The organism is Streptomyces sp. NPDC040589, assembly GCF_055594445.1.
Genome location: NZ_JBVIWP010000007.1, coordinates 340,496 through 361,925 on the forward strand (window position 1 = coordinate 340,496; position 21,430 = coordinate 361,925).

At 72.6% G+C, this 21,430-nt stretch carries 21 protein-coding genes; 10 read left to right on the forward strand and 11 right to left on the reverse strand.

Features of this window, described 5'->3' with window-relative positions; translation table 11 throughout:
* Positions 1 to 149 precede the first annotated feature (149 nt).
* The 5 genes from ACZ58V_RS29620 to ACZ58V_RS29640 all read left to right on the forward strand — a co-directional run bounded on the left by ACZ58V_RS29620 (position 150) and on the right by ACZ58V_RS29640 (position 5,441).
* On the forward strand, positions 150 to 1,616 hold the full coding sequence (locus tag ACZ58V_RS29620; protein ID WP_471293680.1) for a Y4yA family PLP-dependent enzyme: 1,467 nt from the start codon (positions 150 to 152) through the stop codon (positions 1,614 to 1,616).
* Positions 1,613 to 2,932 carry a pyridoxal-phosphate dependent enzyme gene (locus tag ACZ58V_RS29625; RefSeq protein WP_468192134.1) on the forward strand — a complete coding sequence of 440 codons (1,320 nt, stop codon included), beginning with the start codon at positions 1,613 to 1,615 and terminating at the stop codon, positions 2,930 to 2,932. Before ACZ58V_RS29620 ends, ACZ58V_RS29625 begins: the two co-directional genes overlap by 4 nt.
* A gap of 5 nt (positions 2,933 to 2,937) precedes the next feature.
* Entirely contained in the window at positions 2,938 to 4,134 is a 1,197-nt protein-coding gene (locus ACZ58V_RS29630; RefSeq protein WP_468192136.1) for an aminotransferase class V-fold PLP-dependent enzyme, read from the forward strand.
* Positions 4,135 to 4,224: 90 nt separating this feature from the next.
* A complete protein-coding gene (locus ACZ58V_RS29635) occupies positions 4,225 to 4,989 on the forward strand; it encodes a class I SAM-dependent methyltransferase (protein WP_471293685.1) in 765 nt (254 codons plus the stop codon).
* 152 nt (positions 4,990 to 5,141) lie between these two features.
* Complete coding sequence (locus ACZ58V_RS29640; protein ID WP_189721697.1) at positions 5,142 to 5,441, forward strand: hypothetical protein; 300 nt, start codon at positions 5,142 to 5,144, stop codon at positions 5,439 to 5,441.
* 29 nt (positions 5,442 to 5,470) lie between these two features.
* Here the strand turns inward: ACZ58V_RS29640 and ACZ58V_RS29645 are convergent, their stop codons facing one another.
* The 6 genes from ACZ58V_RS29645 to ACZ58V_RS29670 all read right to left on the reverse strand — a co-directional run bounded on the left by ACZ58V_RS29645 (position 5,471) and on the right by ACZ58V_RS29670 (position 11,161).
* Complete coding sequence (locus ACZ58V_RS29645; RefSeq protein WP_468192140.1) at positions 5,471 to 6,124, reverse strand: ABC transporter ATP-binding protein; 654 nt, start codon at positions 6,122 to 6,124, stop codon at positions 5,471 to 5,473.
* Positions 6,117 to 7,043 carry an ABC transporter ATP-binding protein gene (locus ACZ58V_RS29650; protein ID WP_471293823.1) on the reverse strand — a complete coding sequence of 309 codons (927 nt, stop codon included), beginning with the start codon at positions 7,041 to 7,043 and terminating at the stop codon, positions 6,117 to 6,119. The genes ACZ58V_RS29645 and ACZ58V_RS29650 overlap by 8 nt, the downstream gene beginning before the upstream one ends.
* A gap of 95 nt (positions 7,044 to 7,138) precedes the next feature.
* Positions 7,139 to 8,038: an ABC transporter permease gene (locus ACZ58V_RS29655; RefSeq protein WP_471293689.1), complete on the reverse strand. Its 900-nt coding sequence runs from the start codon at positions 8,036 to 8,038 to the stop codon at positions 7,139 to 7,141.
* On the reverse strand, positions 8,028 to 8,996 hold the full coding sequence (locus tag ACZ58V_RS29660; protein WP_468192143.1) for an ABC transporter permease: 969 nt from the start codon (positions 8,994 to 8,996) through the stop codon (positions 8,028 to 8,030). Before ACZ58V_RS29660 ends, ACZ58V_RS29655 begins: the two co-directional genes overlap by 11 nt.
* 20 nt (positions 8,997 to 9,016) lie before the next feature.
* Positions 9,017 to 10,603: an ABC transporter substrate-binding protein gene (locus tag ACZ58V_RS29665; protein ID WP_471293692.1), complete on the reverse strand. Its 1,587-nt coding sequence runs from the start codon at positions 10,601 to 10,603 to the stop codon at positions 9,017 to 9,019.
* 117 nt (positions 10,604 to 10,720) lie between these two features.
* Positions 10,721 to 11,161, reverse strand: coding sequence for a DUF6299 family protein (locus ACZ58V_RS29670; protein WP_471293695.1), 441 nt, complete (start codon positions 11,159 to 11,161; stop codon positions 10,721 to 10,723).
* 244 nt (positions 11,162 to 11,405) lie between these two features.
* Here ACZ58V_RS29670 and ACZ58V_RS29675 point away from each other — a divergent pair, with 244 nt between their 5' ends.
* Positions 11,406 to 11,597, forward strand: coding sequence for a DUF5999 family protein (locus ACZ58V_RS29675; RefSeq protein WP_468192147.1), 192 nt, complete (start codon positions 11,406 to 11,408; stop codon positions 11,595 to 11,597).
* Between the two features lie 8 nt (positions 11,598 to 11,605).
* On the opposite strand, the gene ACZ58V_RS29680 is transcribed toward ACZ58V_RS29675, so the two are convergent.
* Both ACZ58V_RS29680 and ACZ58V_RS29685 read right to left on the reverse strand, forming a co-directional pair.
* Entirely contained in the window at positions 11,606 to 12,004 is a 399-nt protein-coding gene (locus tag ACZ58V_RS29680) for a RidA family protein (protein WP_468192149.1), read from the reverse strand.
* Positions 12,001 to 13,140, reverse strand: a complete 1,140-nt coding sequence (locus ACZ58V_RS29685) for an acyl-CoA dehydrogenase family protein (RefSeq protein ID WP_468192150.1) — start codon at positions 13,138 to 13,140, stop codon at positions 12,001 to 12,003. The genes ACZ58V_RS29680 and ACZ58V_RS29685 overlap by 4 nt, the downstream gene beginning before the upstream one ends.
* Before the next feature lie 127 nt (positions 13,141 to 13,267).
* Between ACZ58V_RS29685 and ACZ58V_RS29690 the strand changes: the two genes are divergently transcribed.
* From ACZ58V_RS29690 to ACZ58V_RS29700, 3 genes are all read left to right on the forward strand, one after another.
* Positions 13,268 to 14,890: an AMP-binding protein gene (locus ACZ58V_RS29690; RefSeq protein ID WP_471293700.1), complete on the forward strand. Its 1,623-nt coding sequence runs from the start codon at positions 13,268 to 13,270 to the stop codon at positions 14,888 to 14,890.
* Positions 14,891 to 14,905: 15 nt separating this feature from the next.
* Positions 14,906 to 15,718, forward strand: a complete 813-nt coding sequence (locus ACZ58V_RS29695; RefSeq protein WP_468192154.1) for a PaaX family transcriptional regulator — start codon at positions 14,906 to 14,908, stop codon at positions 15,716 to 15,718.
* An 87-nt stretch (positions 15,719 to 15,805) separates the two neighbouring features.
* Positions 15,806 to 16,363, forward strand: a complete 558-nt coding sequence (locus tag ACZ58V_RS29700; protein ID WP_468192156.1) for a cysteine hydrolase family protein — start codon at positions 15,806 to 15,808, stop codon at positions 16,361 to 16,363.
* 16 nt (positions 16,364 to 16,379) lie between these two features.
* On the opposite strand, the gene ACZ58V_RS29705 is transcribed toward ACZ58V_RS29700, so the two are convergent.
* The gene (locus tag ACZ58V_RS29705; protein ID WP_471293704.1) at positions 16,380 to 18,785 is read right to left on the reverse strand and encodes a bifunctional salicylyl-CoA 5-hydroxylase/oxidoreductase; all 2,406 of its coding nucleotides are present in this window, start codon (positions 18,783 to 18,785) and stop codon (positions 16,380 to 16,382) included.
* A complete protein-coding gene (locus ACZ58V_RS29710) occupies positions 18,770 to 19,597 on the reverse strand; it encodes an enoyl-CoA hydratase family protein (RefSeq protein ID WP_471293707.1) in 828 nt (275 codons plus the stop codon). The genes ACZ58V_RS29705 and ACZ58V_RS29710 overlap by 16 nt, the downstream gene beginning before the upstream one ends.
* A gap of 309 nt (positions 19,598 to 19,906) precedes the next feature.
* Here ACZ58V_RS29710 and ACZ58V_RS29715 point away from each other — a divergent pair, with 309 nt between their 5' ends.
* Complete coding sequence (locus ACZ58V_RS29715) at positions 19,907 to 20,374, forward strand: ATP-binding protein (protein ID WP_468192161.1); 468 nt, start codon at positions 19,907 to 19,909, stop codon at positions 20,372 to 20,374.
* A gap of 7 nt (positions 20,375 to 20,381) precedes the next feature.
* Here the strand turns inward: ACZ58V_RS29715 and argF are convergent, their stop codons facing one another.
* On the reverse strand, positions 20,382 to 21,389 hold the full coding sequence (gene argF / locus ACZ58V_RS29720; protein WP_471293709.1) for an ornithine carbamoyltransferase: 1,008 nt from the start codon (positions 21,387 to 21,389) through the stop codon (positions 20,382 to 20,384).
* Positions 21,390 to 21,430: the final 41 nt, after the last annotated feature.

Genomic DNA, 21,430 nt, shown 5'->3' on the forward strand with positions numbered 1-21,430 from the left:
GTGATCCGCTTCACGCCGGCGACCGGACAGGCCCGGGCCTTTCGGGGCGTAAAGCGACCGAAGAATGGATAGGGGCTATACGGCGAAACGCGGGGAGTGTCCGACGTGCCCGGATGCCGGGCGCAGCGGCTTCAGGGGAGGGAGCGCGCATGGACGGCCGGCCCTTGTTTCTCGAACCGCGGCTGGAACCACGGCTGAGGTCGCTCATGGCGGCGACCGGGACGTTGCACTCGCTCACCGACGCGCTCGGCTCACCGCTGCACGTGGTGGTGCCGGACCAGATCGCCGAGAATCTGGAGCGCTTCCGGTCCGTGTACCGCGCGCATCACCTGTCGGGCCAGGTGTTCTACGCCCACAAGGCCAACCGGTCCAGCGCGCTGCTGCGCCGTCTGGCCGCCACGGACGCGGGTGTGGACGTCGCGTCGCTGGGCGAGTTACAGCACGCGCTCGGTGCCGGTTTCTCCGCCGACCGGATCACGGCCACCGGGCCGAAGAATCCCGAGTTCCTGTGGCTCGCGGCCCGTGCGGGGGTCACGGTCAGCGTCGACGGCGTGGCCGAGCTGGACCAGCTCGGCGCGCTGGTGCGCAAGCACGCGCTCGCCCCGGTGCGGGTGCTGCTGCGGCTGTCGGGGTTCGAGACGTCGGGCGTGAGAGTGCTCAGCCGGCGCAGCCGGTTCGGTACGCCCGTACGGGAGTTGGAGGCGCTGCTGGAGGCGGTCGAGCGGCACGGCGACGCGGTCGACCTCACCGGGGCGGCCTTCCATCTGGACACGACGAGCGTCGCGGAGAAGGCGACCGCCCTCGAAGGGTGTCTGGCGGCCCTGGAGGCGTGCCGGAGCCGGGGGCTGCGGCCCCGGGCCGTGGACGTCGGCGGCGGGTTCGGGATCAGCTACCTCGCCGAGCGGGAGCAGTGGGAGGCGTACACGACGGCGCTGACGTCCGCCGTCCTGGGCCGACGCCCGCCTCTGACCTGGGGCGGGCACGGCTACGGGCTGCGGAACGAGTCCGGCACCCTGCGCGGCACGCTCGGCCTCTACCCGGCCCACCGGTCCGTCGCCGGCGCGGCCTACCTGGACGAGCTGCTGGCCCAGCCCGCCGCCTCCCTGGGCGGCCGTCCGCTGGCCGGACTGCTGCTGGAGCACCTGTACGACCTGCACACCGAGCCCGGCCGGGCCCTGCTGGACCAGTGCGGGCTGACACTGGCGAAGGTGCTGGAGGTCCGCGAGCAGGAGGCCGGCGGGGAACTGCTCGTGCGGCTGGCCGCGAAGGCGGACGACATCGCCCTGGAGGACCACGGAGTGCTGATGGACCCGGTCGTGGTCCCCGGAAGCGGGGCGGGGCCGGGCGAGGGGCCCGTCGCCGTCCACCTCTTCGGCAGCCTGTGCCTGGAGACCGACCTGATCACCCGGCGCACGGTGTTCCTGCCCCGCCGTCCGGCCCCCGGCGACCTGCTGGCGTTCGCCAACACCGCCGGGTACGCCATGGACTTCCACGCCACCCGCGCCCAGCACCAGCCCGCCGCCCGCAAGGTCGCCGCCTGGCAGGACGGCGACGGGTGGCGCTGGTGCCTCGACGACCAGTTCTGGCCCATCACGCCCTCGGGGGGAGCCCAGTGAGGTACGACAGCATCACGGAGGCGATAGGCAACACCCCGCTGGTGCGGCTGGACCCGGCCGTGCACGGACTGCGGAACATCGACCTGTTCGCCAAACTGGAGATGCTCAACCCCTGGGGCTCGGTCAAGGACCGGGCGGCCTGGAGCATGGCCCGCCCGCTGCTCTCCGAGGCCGTCGAACACGGCAGCCAGGTCGTGGAGTTGTCCAGCGGCAACACGGCGAAGGCGCTGGCGGTCGTCGCGGGCATGCACGGACTGGGCTTCAAGAGCGTCACCAACCGGATGCGCGTACCGGAGATCAAGGACCTCCTGCTGCTGCTCGGCGCGGAGATCGAGGAGCTGCCGGGGCAGAGCGAGTGTCTGGACCCGACCGCGACGGACGATCCGCTGACCCTCTTCCACCGGACGCTGTCCGCCTCCGGCAGCGCCTATCTGCACACCGACCAGTACTTCAACCCGCGCAACACCGAGGCCCATCTGACCGGGACCGGCCCGGAGATCGTCAAGGACCTGGACGGCCGGGTGCCGGACTGGTTCGTCGCGTGTGTGGGCACGGCCGGTTCCTCCACGGGCGTGGCCCGCGCGCTGCGGGAGGAGGACCCCTCGGTGCGGGTGGTCGGGCTGGTCGCGGCCAAGTCCGACTTCATCCCAGGCATCCGCACGATCGACGAGGTGCAGGAGGTCGGCCTGTTCGACCCGGAGACCTACGACACGATGGAGTCGGTGAGCGCCGACGAGGCCATCGAGGGGATGCTGACCCTGAACCGCCGCTGCGGCATTCTGGGCGGGCCCACCGGAGGCGCGGCCTACTTCGGCGCTGTGCGTCACCTGCGCGCTCTCGACGAGGAGTTGAGCGAACGCCGGACGGCGGTGTTCATCGTCTGCGACCGCGTCGAGAGCTATCTGAGCTACGTCCGTCAGCGGCGGCCCGATCTGCTGGGCCGGCCGGCCCGGAGGAACTCGGTGGCCGATCTGACCGAGGCCGAGGTGCGCGGAGCGCCGTCGGTCACCGTGGCCGACGCCCGGCGCTGGATCGACACCGACCGGCCGCTCGTGGTCGACCTGCGCAGCCCGTTCGCGTACGCGGCGCTGCACATCGACGGGTCGGTCAACATCGTCGACGAGCTGTTCGCCGAACTCCTGCGGGGCGGACTGCCGTTCAGCCGGAGCCGGCCGGTGCTGCTGGCGTGTCCGGTGGGTGAGCAGTCCGCGCGGTACGCGGCGCTGCTGGCCCGGATGGGGCATGCCGACGTGCGCAGCCTGGCCGGCGGCATCATCGCCTGGCGGGACGCGGGCGCGCCCCTGGTGCGGGACTGACGGCCATGACCGCACCGATCAGCCGCGAGGACCTGTACCAGTGGCAGCAGACGCTGCGCGCCCAGTTCCCCATCGTCACCGGACATCCGGAGCTGGCGTACCTGGACAGCGCGGCCACGGCCCAGAAGCCGCAGGCCGTCCTGGACGCCGTGCAGACGTACCTCACCACCAGCAACGCCAACTCCGCGCGCGGCACCTACACCTGGGCCAACCGGACCACGGAGCTGGTCGAGCGGACCCGCGAGCGCGTCGCCCGGTTCCTCGGGGACGGCCGGCCGGAGCGGTCCGCCGTCCACTTCACGAGCGGCACGACCGAGGGACTGCGGACGATCGCCCGCGACTGGCTGCCGGGGTTCCTGCGCGACGGCGACGAGATCGTCGTACCCGACGCCGACCACCAGGCCAACATCACGCCCTGGCTGGAGGCCCAGCGGCTGCTCGCCCGGGAGGGCGTGCGCGTCCGGGTGCTGCCGATGCCGTACCAGAGCGGTTCCGGGGACTACGACCACACCGCGCTGGCCGAACGGGCCGGGCCGCGCACCCGGTTCGTCGCCACGACCCACGTCCACCACGTGTACGGCGGCGACATGAATGTGCACCGCATCCGCGAGGCGGTCGGCCCGGACGCGGTCATCTGTCTGGACGCGGCCCAGAGCGTCGGGCATCTGCCGGTGTCCGTGGCCGAGTCGGACGTCGACTTCGTGGTCTTCTCCGGGCACAAGGCGCTGGCCCTGCCGGGGTCGGGCGCGGTGTGGGCCCGGCAGGCGCGCGGCCCGGCGTTCACACCCGGCGGGTGGAGCGGCACGCCGAACACCGTGGGCATCGCCTCGCTCGAAGCGGCCCTGGACTGGCTGGACGCCGCCGGTGTGGAGCGCATCGAGCGGTGGACCGTCGCCCTGGCGGCCCGGCTCACCGACGGGCTGCGCCGCCTGGACGCCTACGAGATCCTCGGCTGCCCGCTCAGCCTGGCGGCCGACTCGACCGTGCAGCGGCGCCAGAGCATCGTGACCCTGCGGCACCGCGCCATCGACTCGGGCGACCTGGGCTTCATCCTCTTCAGCCACGGTTTCATGGTCCGCTCCGACCACCACTGCCAGGGCGACGCGGGCGAGAAGACCGGTTCGGTGCGGGTGAGTCTGCATGTGTACAACACCGTTGAGGAGATCGACCGGCTGTTGACCGTCCTTGCGTCACTCCAGTGACTCCGCCGACTGGGCGTAATGGGAACCGTTTCCACCTGTAGGCTCGGGCCGGCAGGAGTCAGGTGCGAAACGGCAAGGTGGCGCGTCCGGATGGGGCTGAGTCTGGCGACGGCGGAGCGATGGGTGGAGCGCTGGGAGCTCCAGCAGCAGCGGTACGCCGTCGACCGCGAGGAGCGGTTCACGGTGATCGCCGATGTCGTCGAGCACGTCACGGCGGGGCGCGAGGGCCGGCCGCTCGTCGTCGACCTGGGGTGCGGGCCCGGCTCCCTGGCGGCCCGGCTGGTCCGGCGGCTGCCGGACGCGGAGATCGTGGCCGTGGACCGGGACCCCGTCCTGCTGGAACTGGGCCGGACCCACCACCCGGACGCGGCCCGCTACGTCGACGCGGAGATCGGCGCGCCCGGCTGGACCGGGACACTGGGACTGGACCGGCCCCTGGACGCGGCCGTCTCCACGACGGCCCTGCACTACCTCGACCGCGACACACTGCTGCGCACCTACCGGCAGCTCGCCTCGCTGCTGCGACCCGGGGGCGTCCTCGTCAACGGCGACCATCTCCCCCAGGACGACACGGGCCCGGCCGGGATCGCCGCCCATGTCGGGCAGTGCCGGGCCCACCGGCAGCGGGTGTTCGCCCATGAGGACTGGGGCTCCTGGTGGACCGCCCTCTCCCGCGACCCCGAGCTGACCGACCTCCTCGCGGAGCGCCGCCGCCGGGAGGAGCCTCTCGACACCGGCCGCCCCGCGGAGCTGCCCCTCTCGGCCCATCTGGAGCTGTTGCGGCAGGCGGGGTTCGGCACAGCGGGGCTGGTCTGGCAGTACGGGGACAGTTGCGTGGTCGTCGCGGTGCGCTAGGGCCCGCATGGCCCCTTCGCGCTCCGTCAGATGGCGGACGGCGGCGAGTGCTCGGACAATGTACGCAGAAATCGCCATACAGTCCTGCCGCCGAACCGCAGCCCCGCCGAAGGGCCAGGGGCCGTAGCGCCCACACCTGAGGAGCCACCCCCATGACCACCGCCGAGCACATCACGCACGAGGACCACCCGCACGCCCACGGCGACGACTGCGGGCACGTCGCCTTCGCCCACGGGGACCACACGGACTACGCCCATGACGGCCACATCCACCGGATGCACGAGGGTCACATCGACGAGTGCGCGAACGGCGGCCACACGGTGCACCAGAACCACGACCACCAGCACGGCGACGACTGCGGCCATCTGGCCGTGCGGCACGGCGACCACACCGACTACGTGCACGACGGTCACCGTCACGCCGGCCACGAGGGGCACTGGGACGATCACTGAACCGTGACAGAACGCCGCGGTAGCGCTTCTCAGGACAGGTTGTCCCAGTCGGCCGTGCGGTCGCACCAGCGCCCGAGCAGCGTGCGGTCGTGGCCGACGGCCAGCAGGGCGGCGCCGGTCGCGGCCCGGTAGTCCTCGACGGCCGAGACCAGGGCGGCGGCGGTGGAGGCGTCGAGCATGGCGGTCATCTCGTCGCACACCAGCAGGCGCGGGCGCAGTACGAGGGCGCGGGCGAGGCAGGCGCGTTGCAGCTGGCCGTCGCTGACCTCGTGCGGCCGTCGGGTCAGCAGGTCAGGGGTGAGGCCGACGGCGGGGGCCAACTCGGCCACACGGTCGGGGATTTCCCTGCTCCGGCCGGTGGCGCGCAAGGGTTCGGCGATCAGGTCGGTGAGCGGCAGCCGGGGGTCGGCGGAGAGTCGGGCCTGCTGGAAGACGACCCCGAAGGCGGTGCGCAGGGCGCGCGGCGCGCGGTGGCGCCAGTGCCGTACGGGGTCGCCGTCGAGGACGAGGGTTCCGGAGTCGGGCCGGTGCAGCAGGGCCGCGACCCGCGCCAGGGTGGACTTGCCGCAGCCGCTCGGGCCCAGCAGGCCGACGGACTCGCCGGCTGCCACGGTCAGGGAGACGTCCCGGACCACCGGCGCGTTCCTGGTGTATCCGGCGGTGATGGAGCGCAGTTCAAGCACGGACGTCCTCCGGCATGTGCGGGTGGTGGCAGGCGACCGCGCCCGGGGGCGGCGGGGCGGCACAGGTGCCGGTGGCCCGGTCGCAGCGGGCGGCGAAGGCGCAGCCGTCGGGGAGGTCGCCGAGTTCGGGCGGCATGCCGGGGATGGCCGTGAAGGCGCGGTCGGGGAGGGCCTGGAGCAGGCCGCGGCTGTAGGGGTGGCGGGGCCCCGGTGAGCCGAAGAAGTCCGCGGCGGCGGCCAGTTCGACGATCCGGCCCGCGTACATCACGGCGACCCGGTCGGCGATGCGCTCGGCGGCCGCCAGGTCATGGGTGATCATCAGCAAGCCCCGTCCCCGGCCGCCCGCCTCCCCCGGCTCGTCGACGTGCCGCCGCAGTTCGCCGACCGTACGGTCCACCAGGTCGCGGTCGAGCCCGGTGGTCGGTTCGTCGGCGAGCAGCAGGGGCGCGTCGCCGACGAGGGCGAGGGCGGTGGCGGCGCGCTGCGCCAGGCCTCCGGAGAGCTGGTGGGGGTGGCGGTCGAGGTGGTCCGCGGGGAACGCGGCCCGTTCGGCGGCGGCCTCGGCGGCGGCGCGCAGGGCGGCGCGGCCCCGGGTCGCGGTCAACGCGGCGACGGTCTCCTCCAGTTGGGAGCGGACGGTGCGCACGGGGGTGAGGTGGGCGGCCGGGCTCTGCGGTACGAGGCCGATGAGCCGGCCCCGTACGGTACGGGCGAGGGTCCGCTCGCCGGCCGCGAGCAGGTCCAGGTCGCCGAGGTGAGCCGCCCCGGCGGTCTGCGCGTTGCCGGGGAGCAGGCCGAGCAGGGCGGAGACCAGCACGGACTTGCCGCAGCCGCTCTCCCCGATCAGGGCCAGGCACTCACCGGCCGCCACGTCGAACCGGGCGTCGGTGACGGCGGCGACACGTCGTCCGCCGGGCATGAGGAACCGCACGGAGAGGCCGCGCACCGACAGCACGGGCCCGTCTCCGGTCGGCACCGCGGCGACTTCGTCCGGGCCGGTCTCGACTCCGGTGCTCACAGCATCAGCTCCGATCGGTGGCGGGGATGGATCCGCTCCCGCCAGGCTCCGGCGAGGCCGGCGATCGCGAGGGTGGGGACGATGAGGAACAGGCCCGGGAACAGGGTCGGCCACCACTGTCCGGCGAGCAGGGAGCCGCGGGCCGTCTGGATCAGGGTGCCGAGGCTCGCCGTGTGGGTGGGCAGCCCGAGTCCGAGGAAGGACAGCGCCGACTCGTGCCACATGGCGTGCGGCACCATCAGCACGGCGGCGAGGGCGGCTTGGGGAAGGACGGCGGGCAGCAGATGCCGTACCGTCACCCGCCACCGGGACGCCCCGCCGGAGACGGCGGCGTCGACGTACGGCCTGGACCGCAGGGACAGCACCTCGGCGCGGACGATCCGCGCGGTGGACAGCCAGTGGGTCAACGCGACCGAGATGACCACCGGCCAGACACCGGGGCGGAACATCGCGACGATGAAGATGCCGAGCAGCAGATGCGGCACGGAGGAGAACGCGTCGACCACCCGCATCAGGGCGCGATCGGCCCAGCCGCCCAGGGCACCCGCCGCCGCGCCCACGGCGGTACCGACCACCGTCGCCGTCAGCGCCGCCGCCACCCCGACGAGCAGCGAGACGCGCAGGCCGTAGACGCAGCGCAGCAGCAGGTCGCGGCCGACGTCGTCGGTGCCGAAGGGGTGGGACCAGGACGGCGGCCGGAGCTTGGCCGCCAGGTCGACGGCCTGCTGGTCGAGCTGGACCAGCGGGGGTACGAGCAGCACGGCGAGGACGGTCGCGCCCACCAGTACGGCGGAGGTGCGCACACGCAGGGTGCGGGTGGAGCGGCGTTTCGGGCCGTGCGAGCGCCACTCGGTCTCGGCCGGGGCGCCGGCGGGCGCCGGTGCGTCACATGTCACTGAGCTTCACCCTCGGGTCGAACAGTCCGTAGAGCAGGTCGGCGAGCAGGTTCCCGGCGAGGACGGCGGCGGTGGCCAGGGTCGTCAGGGCGGCGAGCAGCGGGAAGTCGACGGCGGTCGCCGCCTCGACGGTGGCTGCGGCGATGCCCGGCCAGCTGAAGACGCTCTCCACCAGCAGGGCCCCGGTGATGAGTTCGGGCACGCGGGAGCCGATCAGGGTGAGCACCGGCAGCACTCCGGAGCGCAGGGCGTGGCCGAGCAGGACGGTGCGTTCGCTCAGGCCGCGTGCGCGGGCGCCGCGTACCGGGTCCTCCGCCAGGGCGTCGGCGACGCCCTGGCGGACGTAGAGCGTGAACCAGGGCAGTTGGGAGACAGCGAGGACCCCGGCCGGCAGGACGAGGTGGCTGGCGACCTGTCCCGCCGTGACCTGTTCGCTGGCGGTGTCCGTCAGGCCGCCCGCCGGGAGGACGTCCCACTGGAGGGCGAACAGCCAGACGGCGAGCAGGGCGATCCAGAAGACCGGGGCCGCCTCCAGGGTGTAGGCGAGGGAGGTGACGGTCCGGTCGAGGAGCGAGCCGGGCCGGCGGGCGGCGAGCACGCCGAGGAGAGTGCCCATCAGCACGGCGGCGGCGAAGGCGACCGCGCACAGCAGCGAGGACCACACGAGCCGTTCGCCGATCACCTGGGCGACCGGCTGGCGCAGCACGCTGGAGTGGCCGAGGTCGCCGGTGAGCGCGGAGGTCAGCCACTGCCACCAGCGGGCGGCGAAGGGCTGGTCCGCGCCGAGGTTCTCGCGCAGCCGGTCCAGGGTCTGCTGGTCGGCGCCGAGCGCGGCGGTGCCGGCGTAGGCCTTGACGGGGTCGAACGGGGAGGCGGCGGCGATGGCGAACACGCCGAAGGTGACGACGAGCAGGACGGGGACGGCGAACAGCGCCCGGCGTCCCGCCAGTCGTGCCATCGCTCCCCAGGGGAGTCGGTTCACCGCTTCGGCTGCCAGTCCTCGATGTTCCACCAGGGGCCGCTGGCGAAGCCGTGCTCGTGCGGCTCCAGCTGGGTGCTCAGGCCGTCCCAGCGGTCGGCCAGGACGTAGAGGTGGTCGATGTGGGTGAGGAAGGTGTAGCCGGGGTCCTGCACCAGGGCGCGCTGGAGCTTGTCGTAGGCGGCCTCGCGCTCCGCCGGGTCCTGGCTGCGGCGGCCGTTGTCGAGGGCGCGGTCCACGGCCGGGTTGTCATAACGGGCCATGTTGTTGAAGCCGTCACCGGCGAGGGAGGAGTGCAGCAGGGTGTACAGGCCGAAGTCGGGGTCGCCGGTGCTGCCGAAGCCCGCGAGGACGGCGGTGTCCTTCATGCGCGGCTCGATGACCTCCCAGGTGGCGCTCTCCGCCTTCACCTCGATGCCGGCCTTCCTGGCGTCGGAGGCGTAGGCGAGGGCGTGGTCCTGGCGGACCTTGTCGCCGGAGGGGTAGAGGAGGGTGAAGGACGCCCGCTGTCCGTCCTTGGCTCGGATGCCGTCCCCGGCGGGCTTCCAGCCGGCCTCGTCCAGGATCCTCCTGGCCTTGCCGAGGTCCTGGGCGCGCTCGACGGCCTTGGTGAAGGCGGGGTCGTCGACGGGCAGCGGCCCGTACGCCGGGCGGCCGGCGCCGTCGAGGATCTTGCCGACCATGGCCTCGCGGTCCACGGCTGCGTCGAGGGCCTGCCGGACGGCGCGGTCGCCGGTGACCTTGTTCGGGGTGGGGAGGGTGACGGCCCGGAAGTCGTAGGACCTGGCGTCGTACGTGCGCTTGCCGTCGTCGCTCTTGAACGTGGCGGCGAGGTTGGGCGGGAGGACCGCGCCGTCGAGGTCGCCGGAGCGCAGCCGGGTGGCGCGTACGTCGTCGTCGGCGATGACCGCCATGGTGAAGGTCTTCACCTTCGGCTTGCCGCCCCAGTAGCGGGGGTTGGCCTTGAAGGTGAGCTTCTCGCCCTTGCTCCACTTGGAGAGGACGTACGGGCCGGTGCCGACCGGCTCGGTGTTGAAGGAGCCGGTGTTGGGGTCCTGCTCGCCGGCGAGGTGCTCGGGGACGATGGGCAGCACGGTGCGGGCGGCGAAGGCGGCGTAGGGGTACTTGAGGGTGAAGACGACCTTGTCGTCGCCGCTCGCCCGGACCTCCTTGACGGCGTCCAGCTCGCTCTTGAAGGTGTTGTTGGTCTTGGCGTCGAGGACGGTGCGGTACGTGTAGACGACGTCGGCGGCCGTCAGCGGCTCGCCGTCGCTGAACTCCACCCCGTCGCGCAGCGTGTAGGTGTAGGTGCGGCCGCCGTCGGCGATCTCGGGGAGCGCCGTCGCCAGGGCGGGCTTCAGCTTCAGGTCGGCGTCGCGGGCGAGCAGCCCGTCGAAGATCTTGGAGTTGCCGTCCTTGCCGTAGCCGAGCAGCGGGCTGAGGGTGTCCGGCTCGGAAGCCACCCCGATGACGACGGATCCGGACTTGGCGTCACTCTGACCGCCGCTGCCGGGGGCCGAGCAGGCGGTGACCGCCGCGGCCAGTGCCGCCGTGACGGCGGCTCCTCGTATCCGACGGGTCGACATATGACCTCACCCCGTTGTTGCTGTAGTCAAGTTCTTGCACAGACTTCGCAATTAAACAGTCAGGGAGGGCCTCCGCGCACCACCGCGGTGCGGGAGGCCCAGGTCACCGGCTCGTGCTCAGGGCCGGGTCAGGGTGATGTCCCGGCCGTGGACCGCGTGGAAGCTGGGCAGCGGCAGGCCGCTGAAGGTGCGCAGTTCCATCAGGGTGGCCTCGACGTGGGCCGCTCCGGGCGCGAGCGCGCCCGGAGCGGGCCGGCCCGTGTTCATCCAGCGGTGCTTCACGCCGTCGCACACGGCCCGGGTGCCGCCGATGCCGTAGCGGGTGGTGGAGGCGCCCTGGCTCACGGAGGAGCTGACGAAGACCGGGCCGACGGCGCTCCGGCAGCGGTAGGTGCCGGAGAGGGTGACGGTGCCGTCGGCGGTGATCCGGCCCACCGCGTCGACCGTCACGGCCTCGTACGGGGCCGCGGCGGACGCGGTGGCGGGTGCCGCGGTGGCACCGGTGAGCAGGAGCAGCGCGGCACCGGCCGTCGCGCCGAGCAGGGGACGTACACGCATGGGGAAGAACCTCCCGAGAGGAGTGGTTTTTTGTTCCACTCGTACCCGGCACGCGGGTCCACGTCCGCGCCCCTCACTCCTTCGGTGGTGAGTCCGCACCGACCGTCGTGGAACGGTCCGGGGAATGTCCGGGGCGTGTCACGCTTCCCGGAGGGCCGTTCCGATGTGTTCGAGTCGGGAGCATGGTCTGTACGTAAGAGTCATACGAATCCTCCGGATGGCCCTACCGACGTGGAGGTGCGCCATGTGTGCCCACCAGACCCAGTGCCCCGCGACCGACTCCGCCGCGACCCATGTCGTCGCCGCCCACCCCGAGCAGGGCTGGAGCCTGCTGTGCGACGGGGCGATCGTCTTCGACGACACCGGTGAGCTGCTGCCGGACGGACGTGTGGTGGAGCCGCACCGGGTGACGGCGGGGCTGACCGTCGCGGCCTGAGAGCGGACCTACGGCAGCACCGCGAAGCCGTCGAGTTCGACCATCGCCTCTTCGTCCCACAGCCGGACGACCTCGACGACGGCCATGGCGGGGTAGTCGCGCCCGGCCGCCTCGCGCCACAGCCGGCCCAGTTCGGGGGCGTGGGCGCGGTACGCGGCGACGTCCGTGGCGTAGACGGTGACGCGGGCGAGGTCGGACGGTGTGCCGCCGGCCGCGGTGAGAGCGGCCAGCAGGTTCGTCAGCGCCTTCGCGAACTGTTCCGGCAGGGTCCGCCCCACCACTTTGCCGTCGGTGTCGAGGGCGGTCTGGCCCGCCAGGAACACCACCCTCGACCCGGAGGCCACGACGGCGTGGGAGAAGCCGGTGGGCGGGGACAGGTCGGGCGGGTTGACGCGCTCGGTGGTCACCGGGCCTCCTGGTGGACGTACAACGTGGCGTACAACTCCTTGGCGATGATGCCGCGTTGCACCTCGCTGGCCCCCTCGTAGACGCGCGGCGCGCGCACCTCGCGGTAGAGGTGTTCGAGCAGGTGCCCGCGTTGCAGCGCCCGGGCGCCGTGCAACTGGACGGCCGTGTCGACGACGTACTGCGCGGTCTCGGTGGCGAGCAGTTTCGCCATGGCTGCACGCTGGGGCACGTCCGGGGCGTCCTCGTCGTACGCCGTCGCCGCCGCGTAGACCATCAGGCGGGCCGCCTCCGTGCGCAGGGCCATCTCGGCGACCTGGTGGGAGACGGTCTGGAGGTCCTTCAGCTTGCCGCCGAAGGCGTCCCGCCCGGCGGTGTGGGCGAGGGTCGCGTCGAGGGCGGCCCGGGCCATGCCGACCGCGAAGGCGCCGACGCTGGGGCGGAACAGATTGAGCGTCCCCATCGCGACCCGGAACCCCCGGTCCACCTCGCCGAGCACGTCCGCGGCCGTCACCGGTACGGCGTCGAAGTGGAGGGCGCCGATGGGGTGCGGGGAGAGCATGTCGAGGCCGGTGCCGGTCAGCCCCGGGCGGTCGGCGGGCACCAGGAAGGCCGTGACGCCCCGGGCCCCGGCATCGGGGGACGTACGGGCGAAGACGGTGTAGAAGTCGGCCTCGGGGGCGTTGGAGATCCAGCACTTCTCGCCGGTCAGGCGCCAACGGGCCGGGCCGTCCCGCTCGGCTCGCAGGGCCAGCGCCGCCGCGTCCGACCCCGCCCCGGGCTCGCTCAGCGCGAACGCCGCGACCGCCGTGCCGTCGGCCACCCGGGGGAGCCAGCGGGCGCGCTGGGGCCCGGTGCCGTGGGCGTGGACCGGGTGGGCGCCGAGGCCCTGGAGGGCGAGGGCCGTCTCGGCCTCCGTGCAGCCGTGGGCCAGGGACTCGCGCATCAGGCACAGATCGAGGGCGCCGGACGTGAAGAGCCGTTCGAGCAGGCCCAGTCGGCCGAGTTCGGCGACCAGGGCGCGGTTCACATGACCCGGTTCCCCCTTCTCGGCCAGCGGGCGGAGCCGCTCGGCGGCCAGGGCGCGCAGCTCGGCGCACCAGGCGAGTTGTGCCGGTTCGAGCGAGAATGCGGTCATTGCCGGTCCCTTCTCCGCCACCCTGCTTCCCGGCTGGGCCACTCCGAGGCTATCGCGGACCGTTGACTGTCGTCACCAACACGATACGCTCCAGGGGCGAGCCCACCACGCCAAGGGGGCGAACCGTATGAATCCACCGGACACGGCGCACGTCGACACCTTCGCCCGCGACCATCTGCCACCCCGGGACCACTGGCCCGAGCTCCGTTTCGACCTGCCGGAGCTGCGCTATCCCGAACGGCTCAACTGCGCCGCCGAACTGCTCCACGGCCCTGACGACGACCGGCCCGCGTTCCTCACCCCCACCGGTGAGCCATGGACGTACGGCGAGCTGCGCGCCCGGGTCGACCGCATCGCGCATCTGCTCACCGGTGACCTCGGCGTCGTCCCCGGCAACCGGGTGCTGCTGCGCGGCCCCACCACACCGTGGCTCGCCGCCTGCTGGCTGGCCGTGCTGAAGGCGGGGGCCGTGGCGGTCACGGTGCTCGCCCAGCAGCGCCCGCACGAGCTGGGCACGATGTGCGAGATCGCCCGGGTCCGGCACGCGCTGTGCGACATCCGGGCCGTCGACGACCTCGCCAAGGCCGACATCCCCGACCTGCGGATCACGACGTACGGCGGTGACGCCCCGGACGACCTGCTCAACCGCCCGGCGCCCGGCACGCCGTACGGGGCCGCCCGGACGGCGGCCGATGACGTGGCGCTGATCGCCTTCACCTCCGGCACCACCGGCCGCCCCAAGGGCTGTATGCACTTCCACCGGGACGTGCTGGCGATCGCCGACACCTTCTCCCGGCATGTGCTCAGGCCCCGCGCCGACGACGTCTTCACCGGCAGTCCGCCCCTGGGCTTCACCTTCGGGCTGGGCGGGCTGGTGATCTTCCCGCTGCGGGCCGGGGCGAGCGCCCTGCTGCTGGAGCAGGCCGGCCCCAAACAGCTGCTGCCCGCCATCGCCCGGCACCGGGTCTCCGTCCTGTTCACCGCGCCCACGGCCTACCGCGCGATGCTCGACGAGCTCGACGGCCACGACGTCTCGTCCCTGCGCCGCTGCGTCTCGGCCGGCGAGAACCTGCCCGCGGCCACCTGGCGGGCGTGGCACGAACGCACCGGCGTGCGCGTCATCAACGGCATCGGCGCCACCGAGCTGCTGCACATCTTCATCTCCGCGGCCGACGAACGGATCCGGCCCGGGGCGACGGGCGTTCCCGTACCGGGCTGGCACGCGCGCGTGCAGGACGCGGACGGCCGGCCGGTGCCCGACGGGCAGCCGGGGCTGCTCGCCGTGCGCGGACCGGTCGGCTGCCGGTATCTCGCCGACCCGAGGCAGCGGGAGTACGTGCGCGGCGGCTGGAACCTCACGGGCGACACCTACGTCCGCGAACCCGACGGCTACTTCCGGTACGTCGCCCGCGCCGACGACATGATCATCTCGGCCGGGTACAACATCGCCGGACCCGAGGTCGAGGACGCGCTGCTGCGGCACCCGGGCGTGCTGGAGGCGGCGGTCGTGGGACGGCCCGACGAGGCGCGCGGGCAGGTCGTGGTGGCCTACGCCGTCCTCAAGGAGGGCGCGGAACGGGACGCCGGGGCGCTGCGCGCCTTCGTGAAGAGCGAGCTGGCGCCGTACAAGTGCCCGCGCGAGATCGTCTTCCTGGACGCGCTGCCGCGCACCGCCACCGGCAAGCTCCAGCGGTTCCGGCTGCGCGGCGCGGGAGTCCCGGACGGCGGCACCGCAGGCGACCAGGATTGATCCGTACGACCTAAGATGATCAACGTGTCCGACCAGCATGCACCACGGTCTCTCATCGTCACGCTCTACGGCGCGTACGGCCGCTTCGTACCGGGCCCCGTGCCGGTAGCCGAACTGATCCGGCTACTGGCCGCGGTCGGTGTGGACGCCCCGTCCGTACGCTCCTCGGTGTCGCGGCTCAAGAGACGGGGACTGCTCGTGCCCGCCCGCACCGCTCAGGGTGCGGCCGGGTACGAACTCTCACCGGACGCGAGGCAGTTGCTCGACGACGGCGACCGGCGCGTCTACGCCACGGCTCCGCCCGAGGACGAGGGCTGGGTGCTCGCCGTGTTCTCCGTGCCGGAGTCGGAGCGGCAGAAGCGGCACGTGCTGCGCTCCCGGCTGGCCGGCCTCGGTTTCGGCACGGCGGCTCCGGGCGTGTGGATCGCGCCCGCGCGGCTGTACGAGGAGTCCCGGCACACCCTCCAGCGGCTGCGGCTCGACGGGTACGTCGACTTCTTCCGCGGCGGCCACCTCGGCTTCGCGCCGACCGCCGAGGCCGTCACCCGCTGGTGGGACCTGGCCGCCATCGCCAAGCAGCACGAGGCGTTCCTCGACCGCCACGCGCCCGTCCTGCATGGCTGGGAGAAGCGCGAGGACACCCCGCCCGAGGAGGCCTACCGCGACTACCTCCTCGCCCTGGACTCCTGGCGCCACCTCCCCTACATCGACCCCGGCCTGCCGTCCGCGCTGCTCCCCCGGGACTGGCCCGGGGAGCGCTCCTCGGCGGTGTTCCGGGGGCTGCACGAGCGGCTGCGGGACGCGGGGGCGGGGTTCGTGGGGGTGTGACCGCGGCCCCTTGTTAGGCCCACCAGGCCACCGGGTACTCGCCAGCGCGTTCCCGGAACCCGCACCACACGCTCATCGGGAGACACGATGGAACGGCGGGCAGGCCCTGTGCGGCCGGCTCTGATCGTGGTCGACATGATCAACACGTACGACCACGAGGACTCCGAGCTGCTCGTGCCGTCCGCCGAACGGGTCGTGCCCGTCATCGCCGAGCTGATCGGCCGGGCCCGCGAGGCGGACGTGCCGGTGATCTACGCGAACGACAACTTCGGACTGTGGCGATCACACCACGGAGAGCTCGTGGAGAGCGCGCTGGCCAGGCCGCACGCCGACCTGATCGAGCCGATACGACCGGACGACGAATCGCTCTTCGTGGTGAAGGCCCGCCATTCGGTCTTCTTCGAGACGCCCCTGTCCTACCTCCTGTGGAGCCTGGGCGTCGGACACGTCGTGCTGACCGGACAGGTCACCGAGCAGTGCGTCCTCTACTCCGCCCTCGACGCGCACATCCGCCACCTGGAGGTCACGGTGCCCAGGGACGCCGTCGCCTCCATCCACCCTCATCTGGCGTCCGCCGCCCTGGAGATGATGGAGCGCAACATGAGCGCCCGGATCAACGCGGCGAAGGAGACGGAGTTCACCTGAGCGGTCCCCCGTCACCTCACAGGCTCAGCCGCGGCTTCGGCGCGTCCGTGCGGCCCGTCTGGGGACGGCGGCTGCCCGCGCGGTACGGGGCCGGCCAGGCGACGCCCGGGCCCGTGTAGCCCTGTTCGGCCGCCGCGTGCAGGGTCCAGTGCGGGTCGTAGAGGTGCGGGCGGGCCAGGGCGCACAGGTCCGTGCGGCCCGCCAGGATCAGGGAGTTGACGTCGTCCCAGGAGGAGATCGCGCCGACCGCGATCACCGGGACACCGGTGGCGCGACGGATACGGTCCGCGAACGGCGTCTGGTACGACCGCCCGTACTCCGGCCGCTCGTCCGCCACGACCTGCCCCGTCGACACGTCGATCGCGTCGGCGCCGTGCGCGGCGAAGGCCCGGGCGATCTCGACGGCGTCCTCGGCCGTGGTCCCGCCCTCGGCCCAGTCGGTGGCGGAGATGCGCACGGTCAGGGGCCGCTCCCCCGGCCACACGTTCCGTACGGCGTCGAACACCTCCAGCGGGAAACGGAGCCGCTTCTCCGGCGAGCCGCCGTAGGCGTCGGTACGCCGGTTGGTCAGCGGGGAGAGGAAACCGGAGAGCAGGTAGCCGTGGGCGCAGTGCAGTTCGAGCAGGTCGAAGCCGGCCCGGGCGGCGCGGCAGGCGGCTGCCGTGAACTGCTCACGGATGTCGGTGAGCTGGGCGCGGGACAGCGCGCGCGGGGTCTGGCTGTACGGCTTGTACGGGAGCGCGGAGGCGGCCACGAGCGGCCAGTTGCCCTCCTGAAGGGGCTCGTCCATGCCCTCCCACATCAGCTTCGTGGAGCCCTTGCGGCCGCTGTGGCCGAGCTGCACGCCGATCGCGGTGCCGGGCGCCTGGGCGTGCACGAAGTCCGTGACACGCCGCCACGCCTCGGCCTGCCGGCCGGTGTAGAGGCCGGCGCAGCCGGGCGTGATCCGGCCCTCCTCGCTGACGCACACCATCTCGGTCATCACCAGCCCGGCCCCGCCCAGCGCCCGCGCGCCCAGATGGACCAGGTGGAAGTCGCCGGGCACGCCGTCGACCGCCGAGTACATGTCCATGGGCGAGACGACGACCCGGTTGCGCAGGGTCAGACCGCGCAGCCGGAACGGGGTGAACATCGGGGGCGTACCGGGCGGACAGCCGAACTCGCGCTCCACCGCCTCCGTGAAGTCCGCGTCGCGCAGCCGGAGGTTGTCGTGGGTGACGCGGCGGCTGCGGGTGAGCAGGTTGAAGGCGAACTGCCGGGGCGGCTGGTCCAGGTACAGGCCGAGGTTCTCGAACCACTCCAGGCTGGCGCGGGCCGCGCGCTGCGTGGACGCGACCACGGGCCGCCGCTCCGCCTCGTACGCGGCCAGGGCCTCCTCCAGCGACTCCCGCTCCTCCAGGCAGGCGGCCAGGGCCAGGGCGTCCTCGACGGCGAGCTTGGTGCCGGAGCCGATGGAGAAGTGGGCGGTGTGGGCGGCGTCGCCGAGCAGGACGACGTTGCCGTGCGACCAGCGGTCGTTGACGACCGTGCGGAAGGTCGTCCACGCAGAGTTGTTGGACCGCAGGGGGTGGCCGCGGAGTGCTTCCGCGAAGATCTTGCCGCAGCGTTCGATCGACTCGGTCTCGTCGAGCTCGTCGAAACCGGCCCTCCGCCAGACCTCCTCGCGCATCTCGATGATCACGGTGGAGGCGCCGGATTGATTCCGCGGCCCGGAGGGCCTCGTTGAGGGGTGGTGGTCGGGCGACGGGCGGGCATAGGGGTAGCCGTGCAGTTGCATCACGCCGTGTTCGGTCTCGGCGATGTCGAAGCGGAAGGAGTCGAAGGGGAAGTCGGTGGCGAGCCAGATGTAGCGGCAGTGGTGTGTGGTGACCTGGGGGTGGAAGACGTCCGCGTAGGTCTCGCGGGTGGTGCTGTGGATGCCGTCCGCGGCGATGACCAGGTCGTGGGTCTGCGGGAGGTCTTTCGGGGCGTCGGTGTGGAAGCGGAGGGTTACGCCGAGGTCGCGGCAGCGGGTGTGGAGGATTTCGAGGAGCCGTTTGCGACCCAGGGCTGCGAAACCGTGGCCTCCGGAGGTCTGGCGGGTGGTGCGGTGGGTGATGTCGATGTCGTCCCAGCGGATGAAGTCCCTCTGGAGGGCCTCGTAGACCTGGGGGTCGGCGTGTTCTATGCCGCCGAGGGTTTCGTCGGAGAGGACGACGCCGAAGCCGAAGGTGTCGTCGGGGGCGTTGCGTTCCCAGACGGTGATGTCTCGGGTGGGGTCGAGGCGTTTGAGGAGGGCGGCGGCGTAGAGGCCTCCCGGACCTCCGCCGATGACCGCCACGCGTAGGGGGTGGCTTGTGTCGTTGGGCGGGTGCGGGCCGGTTGCGGCTTGTCGCGCGGTTCCCCGCGCTCCTGAGGGTGCCGCGGTCACCGTCCGCTCCATTTCGGGGGGCGTTTTTCTGTGAACGCCGCGTGGAACTCCGCGTAGTCCTCTCCGGTCATCAGGAGGGCCTGGGTCGAGGCGTCCAGTTCCACTGATGCCGCCAAGGGCATGTCCAGCTCGGCCGTGAGGAGGGCCTTGGTCTGGGCGAAGGCCAGGGCCGGGCCGTCCGCCAGGCGGTGGGCCAGTTGCCGTGCGGCCTCGTCGGCGGCGCCCTCCTCCGTCAGTTCGCTGATCAGGCCGATGCGCTCGGCCTCGGGGGCCCGCACCGGATCGCCCAGCATCAGGAGGCGGGTCGCGTGGCCCAGGCCCACGACCCTGGGCAGGAGGTAGGCCGCGCCCATGTCGCCGCCGGAGAGGCCGACCCGGGTGAAGAGGAAGGCGAAGCGGGCCGAGGGGTCGGCGACGCGGAAGTCCGCCGCCAGGGCGAGCACCGCTCCGGCGCCCGCCGCCACACCGTGCACCGCCGCGATCACCGGGAAGGGGCACTCCCGGATGGCGCGCACCACCTGGCCGGTCATGCGGTTGAAGTCCAGGAGCCGGGCGGTGTCCATGCCGAGGGTGGCGCCGATGATCTCGTCGACGTCGCCGCCGGAGCAGAAGCCGCGTCCCTCTCCGGCCAGCACCAGGGCCCGCACGGACCGCTCCCGGGACAGCTCCGCGAGCAGGTCGCGCAGATCGGCGTAGGCGCCGAAGGTGAGCGCGTTGAGTTTCTCGGGGCGGGCCAGGGTGACGGTGGCGACGCCGTCGGTGAGATCGACGCGCAGGTGCTCCCAGCGGGGGGTGCGGGCGGCGGAGCCGGTGAAGGGACTCATGACGTGCGGCCTCCTCGGGCGGGCACTGTCTCACTGAGCTCTACCCCACGAAGCTATCACTCATCCGTGACTGTCGTCATGAGTGCGCGATAGACCGTTCGGGTAGGACTTCTGTGTGGATCCGGGGTGACCCGGGCCGGTCACATCCGTCACAGATCATCCACACCGGCGTAACGGCGGGAGCAGCCGCGCGCGGCACCGCGTTCACCTGGGTAAGCCGTCCGGCAAGGGGGCGAAGGTGCCCCCGACGATGGCCCCTCGGACGCCCCTGAAGAGCGGCGCCGTACCATTCATCAGGTTGAAAGCAGGATGTCCTGCTCCATGAACGGACCCGCCGTGTACGAACTCCCCTCAGCCCCCGCCTCCTGGCGCATCGCGCTGCCGCACACCGTCGCGGCCGTGCCCGTGGCCCGTGCCCTGGTCCGTACGGCGCTGGCCGAGCTGGAGCACGGGGCCGACTGCGACACGGCGGAGCTGCTCACGGCGGAGCTGGTGGCCAACGCGGTGGAGCACACCCCCGGCGAGGCACCGATAGAGCTGGTCGTGGAGCTGATGCCGTCGGGATGTCAGGTCGAGGTGCACGACACCGACCCGGCCCCGCCCGGCGACCTCACCCGCCCGGCCGGCGGACCGCCCGACCCCTGGCAGGAGCACGGGCGCGGGCTGCTGCTGATCCGCACCCTGAGCTCGTCGTGCGGGCACCGGCCGACCGAGTCGGGCAAGGCGGTCTGGTTCAGGCTGCCGGCCGTACCGGCTCAGCGGCGCCGGTCGGCGTAAGGCCTGTTCAGGCCAGGGTCGCCACCAGGACCGCCTTGATGGTGTGCATCCGGTTCTCCGCCTCGTCGAAGACCACCGAGTGGGCCGACTCGAAGACCTCGTCGGAGACCTCCAGGTACGCCAGGCCGTGCGAGGTGTGGATCTCGCGGCCGACCTTGGTGCCCAGGTCGTGGAAGGCCGGCAGGCAGTGCAGGAACTTCACGTCCGGGTTGCCGGTGGCGCGCAGGACGTCCATGGTCACGGCGTACGGGCCGAGGGCGGTGATGCGCTCGTCCCAGACCTCCTTCGGCTCGCCCATGGAGACCCAGACGTCCGTGGCGACGAAGTCGGCGCCACGGACGCCGTCGTCCAGGGTCTCGGTGAGCGTGATGCGGGCGCCGCTGTTCTCGGCGAGCGCGCGGGCCCGGTCGACGACCTCCTCGGCCGGCCAGTAGGCCTTCGGCGCGACCAGACGCACGTCCATGCCGAGCAGGGCGCCGGTGACCAGGTAGGAGTTGCCCATGTTGAAGCGGGCGTCGCCCAGGTAGGCGAAGGAGATCTCGTTCAGCGGCTTGGCGCAGTGCTCGGTCATGGTCAGCACGTCGGCCAGCATCTGGGTGGGGTGCCAGTCGTCCGTGAGCCCGTTGAAGACCGGCACCCCGGCGTGTGCCGCCAGTTCCTCGACCTTCTGCTGACTGTCGCCCCGGTACTCGATCCCGTCGTACATCCGGCCCAGCACCCGCGCGGTGTCCCTGACCGACTCCTTGTGGCCGATCTGCGAGCCGGACGGATCGAGGTACGTGGTCGAGGCGCCCTGGTCGGCGGCCGCGACCTCGAACGCGCAGCGGGTGCGGGTGGAGGTCTTCTCGAAGATCAGCGCGATGTTCCGGCCCCGCAGGTGCTGGGTCTCGGTCCCGGCCTTCTTGGCGGCCTTCAGCTCGGCGGCCAGCTCGACCAGACCGCGGAACTCCTCCTCGGTGAAGTCCAGCTCCTTGAGGAAGTGGCGGCCGGCGAGGGCGCTCGGGGCTGTCGCCATGGGGGCGCTCCAGGGATACGGGGACACAGACTCCTGGAATA

What these genes read in the sequence shown, in the direction of transcription:
- ACZ58V_RS29635 (WP_471293685.1), top strand. Translation starts at nt 4,225, where the DNA reads ATGGGGCTGAGTCTGGCGACGGCGGAGCGATGGGTGGAGCGCTGGGAG.
- ACZ58V_RS29675 (WP_468192147.1), top strand. Translation starts at nt 11,406, where the DNA reads ATGTGTGCCCACCAGACCCAGTGCCCCGCGACCGACTCCGCCGCGACC.
- ACZ58V_RS29700 (WP_468192156.1), top strand. Translation starts at nt 15,806, where the DNA reads ATGGAACGGCGGGCAGGCCCTGTGCGGCCGGCTCTGATCGTGGTCGAC.
- ACZ58V_RS29690 (WP_471293700.1), top strand. Translation starts at nt 13,268, where the DNA reads ATGAATCCACCGGACACGGCGCACGTCGACACCTTCGCCCGCGACCAT.
- ACZ58V_RS29715 (WP_468192161.1), top strand. Translation starts at nt 19,907, where the DNA reads ATGTCCTGCTCCATGAACGGACCCGCCGTGTACGAACTCCCCTCAGCC.
- argF (WP_471293709.1), bottom strand. Translation starts at nt 21,389, where the DNA reads ATGGCGACAGCCCCGAGCGCCCTCGCCGGCCGCCACTTCCTCAAGGAG.
- ACZ58V_RS29670 (WP_471293695.1), bottom strand. Translation starts at nt 11,161, where the DNA reads ATGCGTGTACGTCCCCTGCTCGGCGCGACGGCCGGTGCCGCGCTGCTC.
- ACZ58V_RS29620 (WP_471293680.1), top strand. Translation starts at nt 150, where the DNA reads ATGGACGGCCGGCCCTTGTTTCTCGAACCGCGGCTGGAACCACGGCTG.
- ACZ58V_RS29710 (WP_471293707.1), bottom strand. Translation starts at nt 19,597, where the DNA reads ATGAGTCCCTTCACCGGCTCCGCCGCCCGCACCCCCCGCTGGGAGCAC.
- ACZ58V_RS29630 (WP_468192136.1), top strand. Translation starts at nt 2,938, where the DNA reads ATGACCGCACCGATCAGCCGCGAGGACCTGTACCAGTGGCAGCAGACG.
- ACZ58V_RS29640 (WP_189721697.1), top strand. Translation starts at nt 5,142, where the DNA reads ATGACCACCGCCGAGCACATCACGCACGAGGACCACCCGCACGCCCAC.
- ACZ58V_RS29705 (WP_471293704.1), bottom strand. Translation starts at nt 18,785, where the DNA reads ATGGAGCGGACGGTGACCGCGGCACCCTCAGGAGCGCGGGGAACCGCG.
- ACZ58V_RS29665 (WP_471293692.1), bottom strand. Translation starts at nt 10,603, where the DNA reads ATGTCGACCCGTCGGATACGAGGAGCCGCCGTCACGGCGGCACTGGCC.
- ACZ58V_RS29695 (WP_468192154.1), top strand. Translation starts at nt 14,906, where the DNA reads ATGATCAACGTGTCCGACCAGCATGCACCACGGTCTCTCATCGTCACG.
- ACZ58V_RS29685 (WP_468192150.1), bottom strand. Translation starts at nt 13,140, where the DNA reads ATGACCGCATTCTCGCTCGAACCGGCACAACTCGCCTGGTGCGCCGAG.
- ACZ58V_RS29650 (WP_471293823.1), bottom strand. Translation starts at nt 7,043, where the DNA reads ATGCCCGGCGGACGACGTGTCGCCGCCGTCACCGACGCCCGGTTCGAC.
- ACZ58V_RS29660 (WP_468192143.1), bottom strand. Translation starts at nt 8,996, where the DNA reads ATGGCACGACTGGCGGGACGCCGGGCGCTGTTCGCCGTCCCCGTCCTG.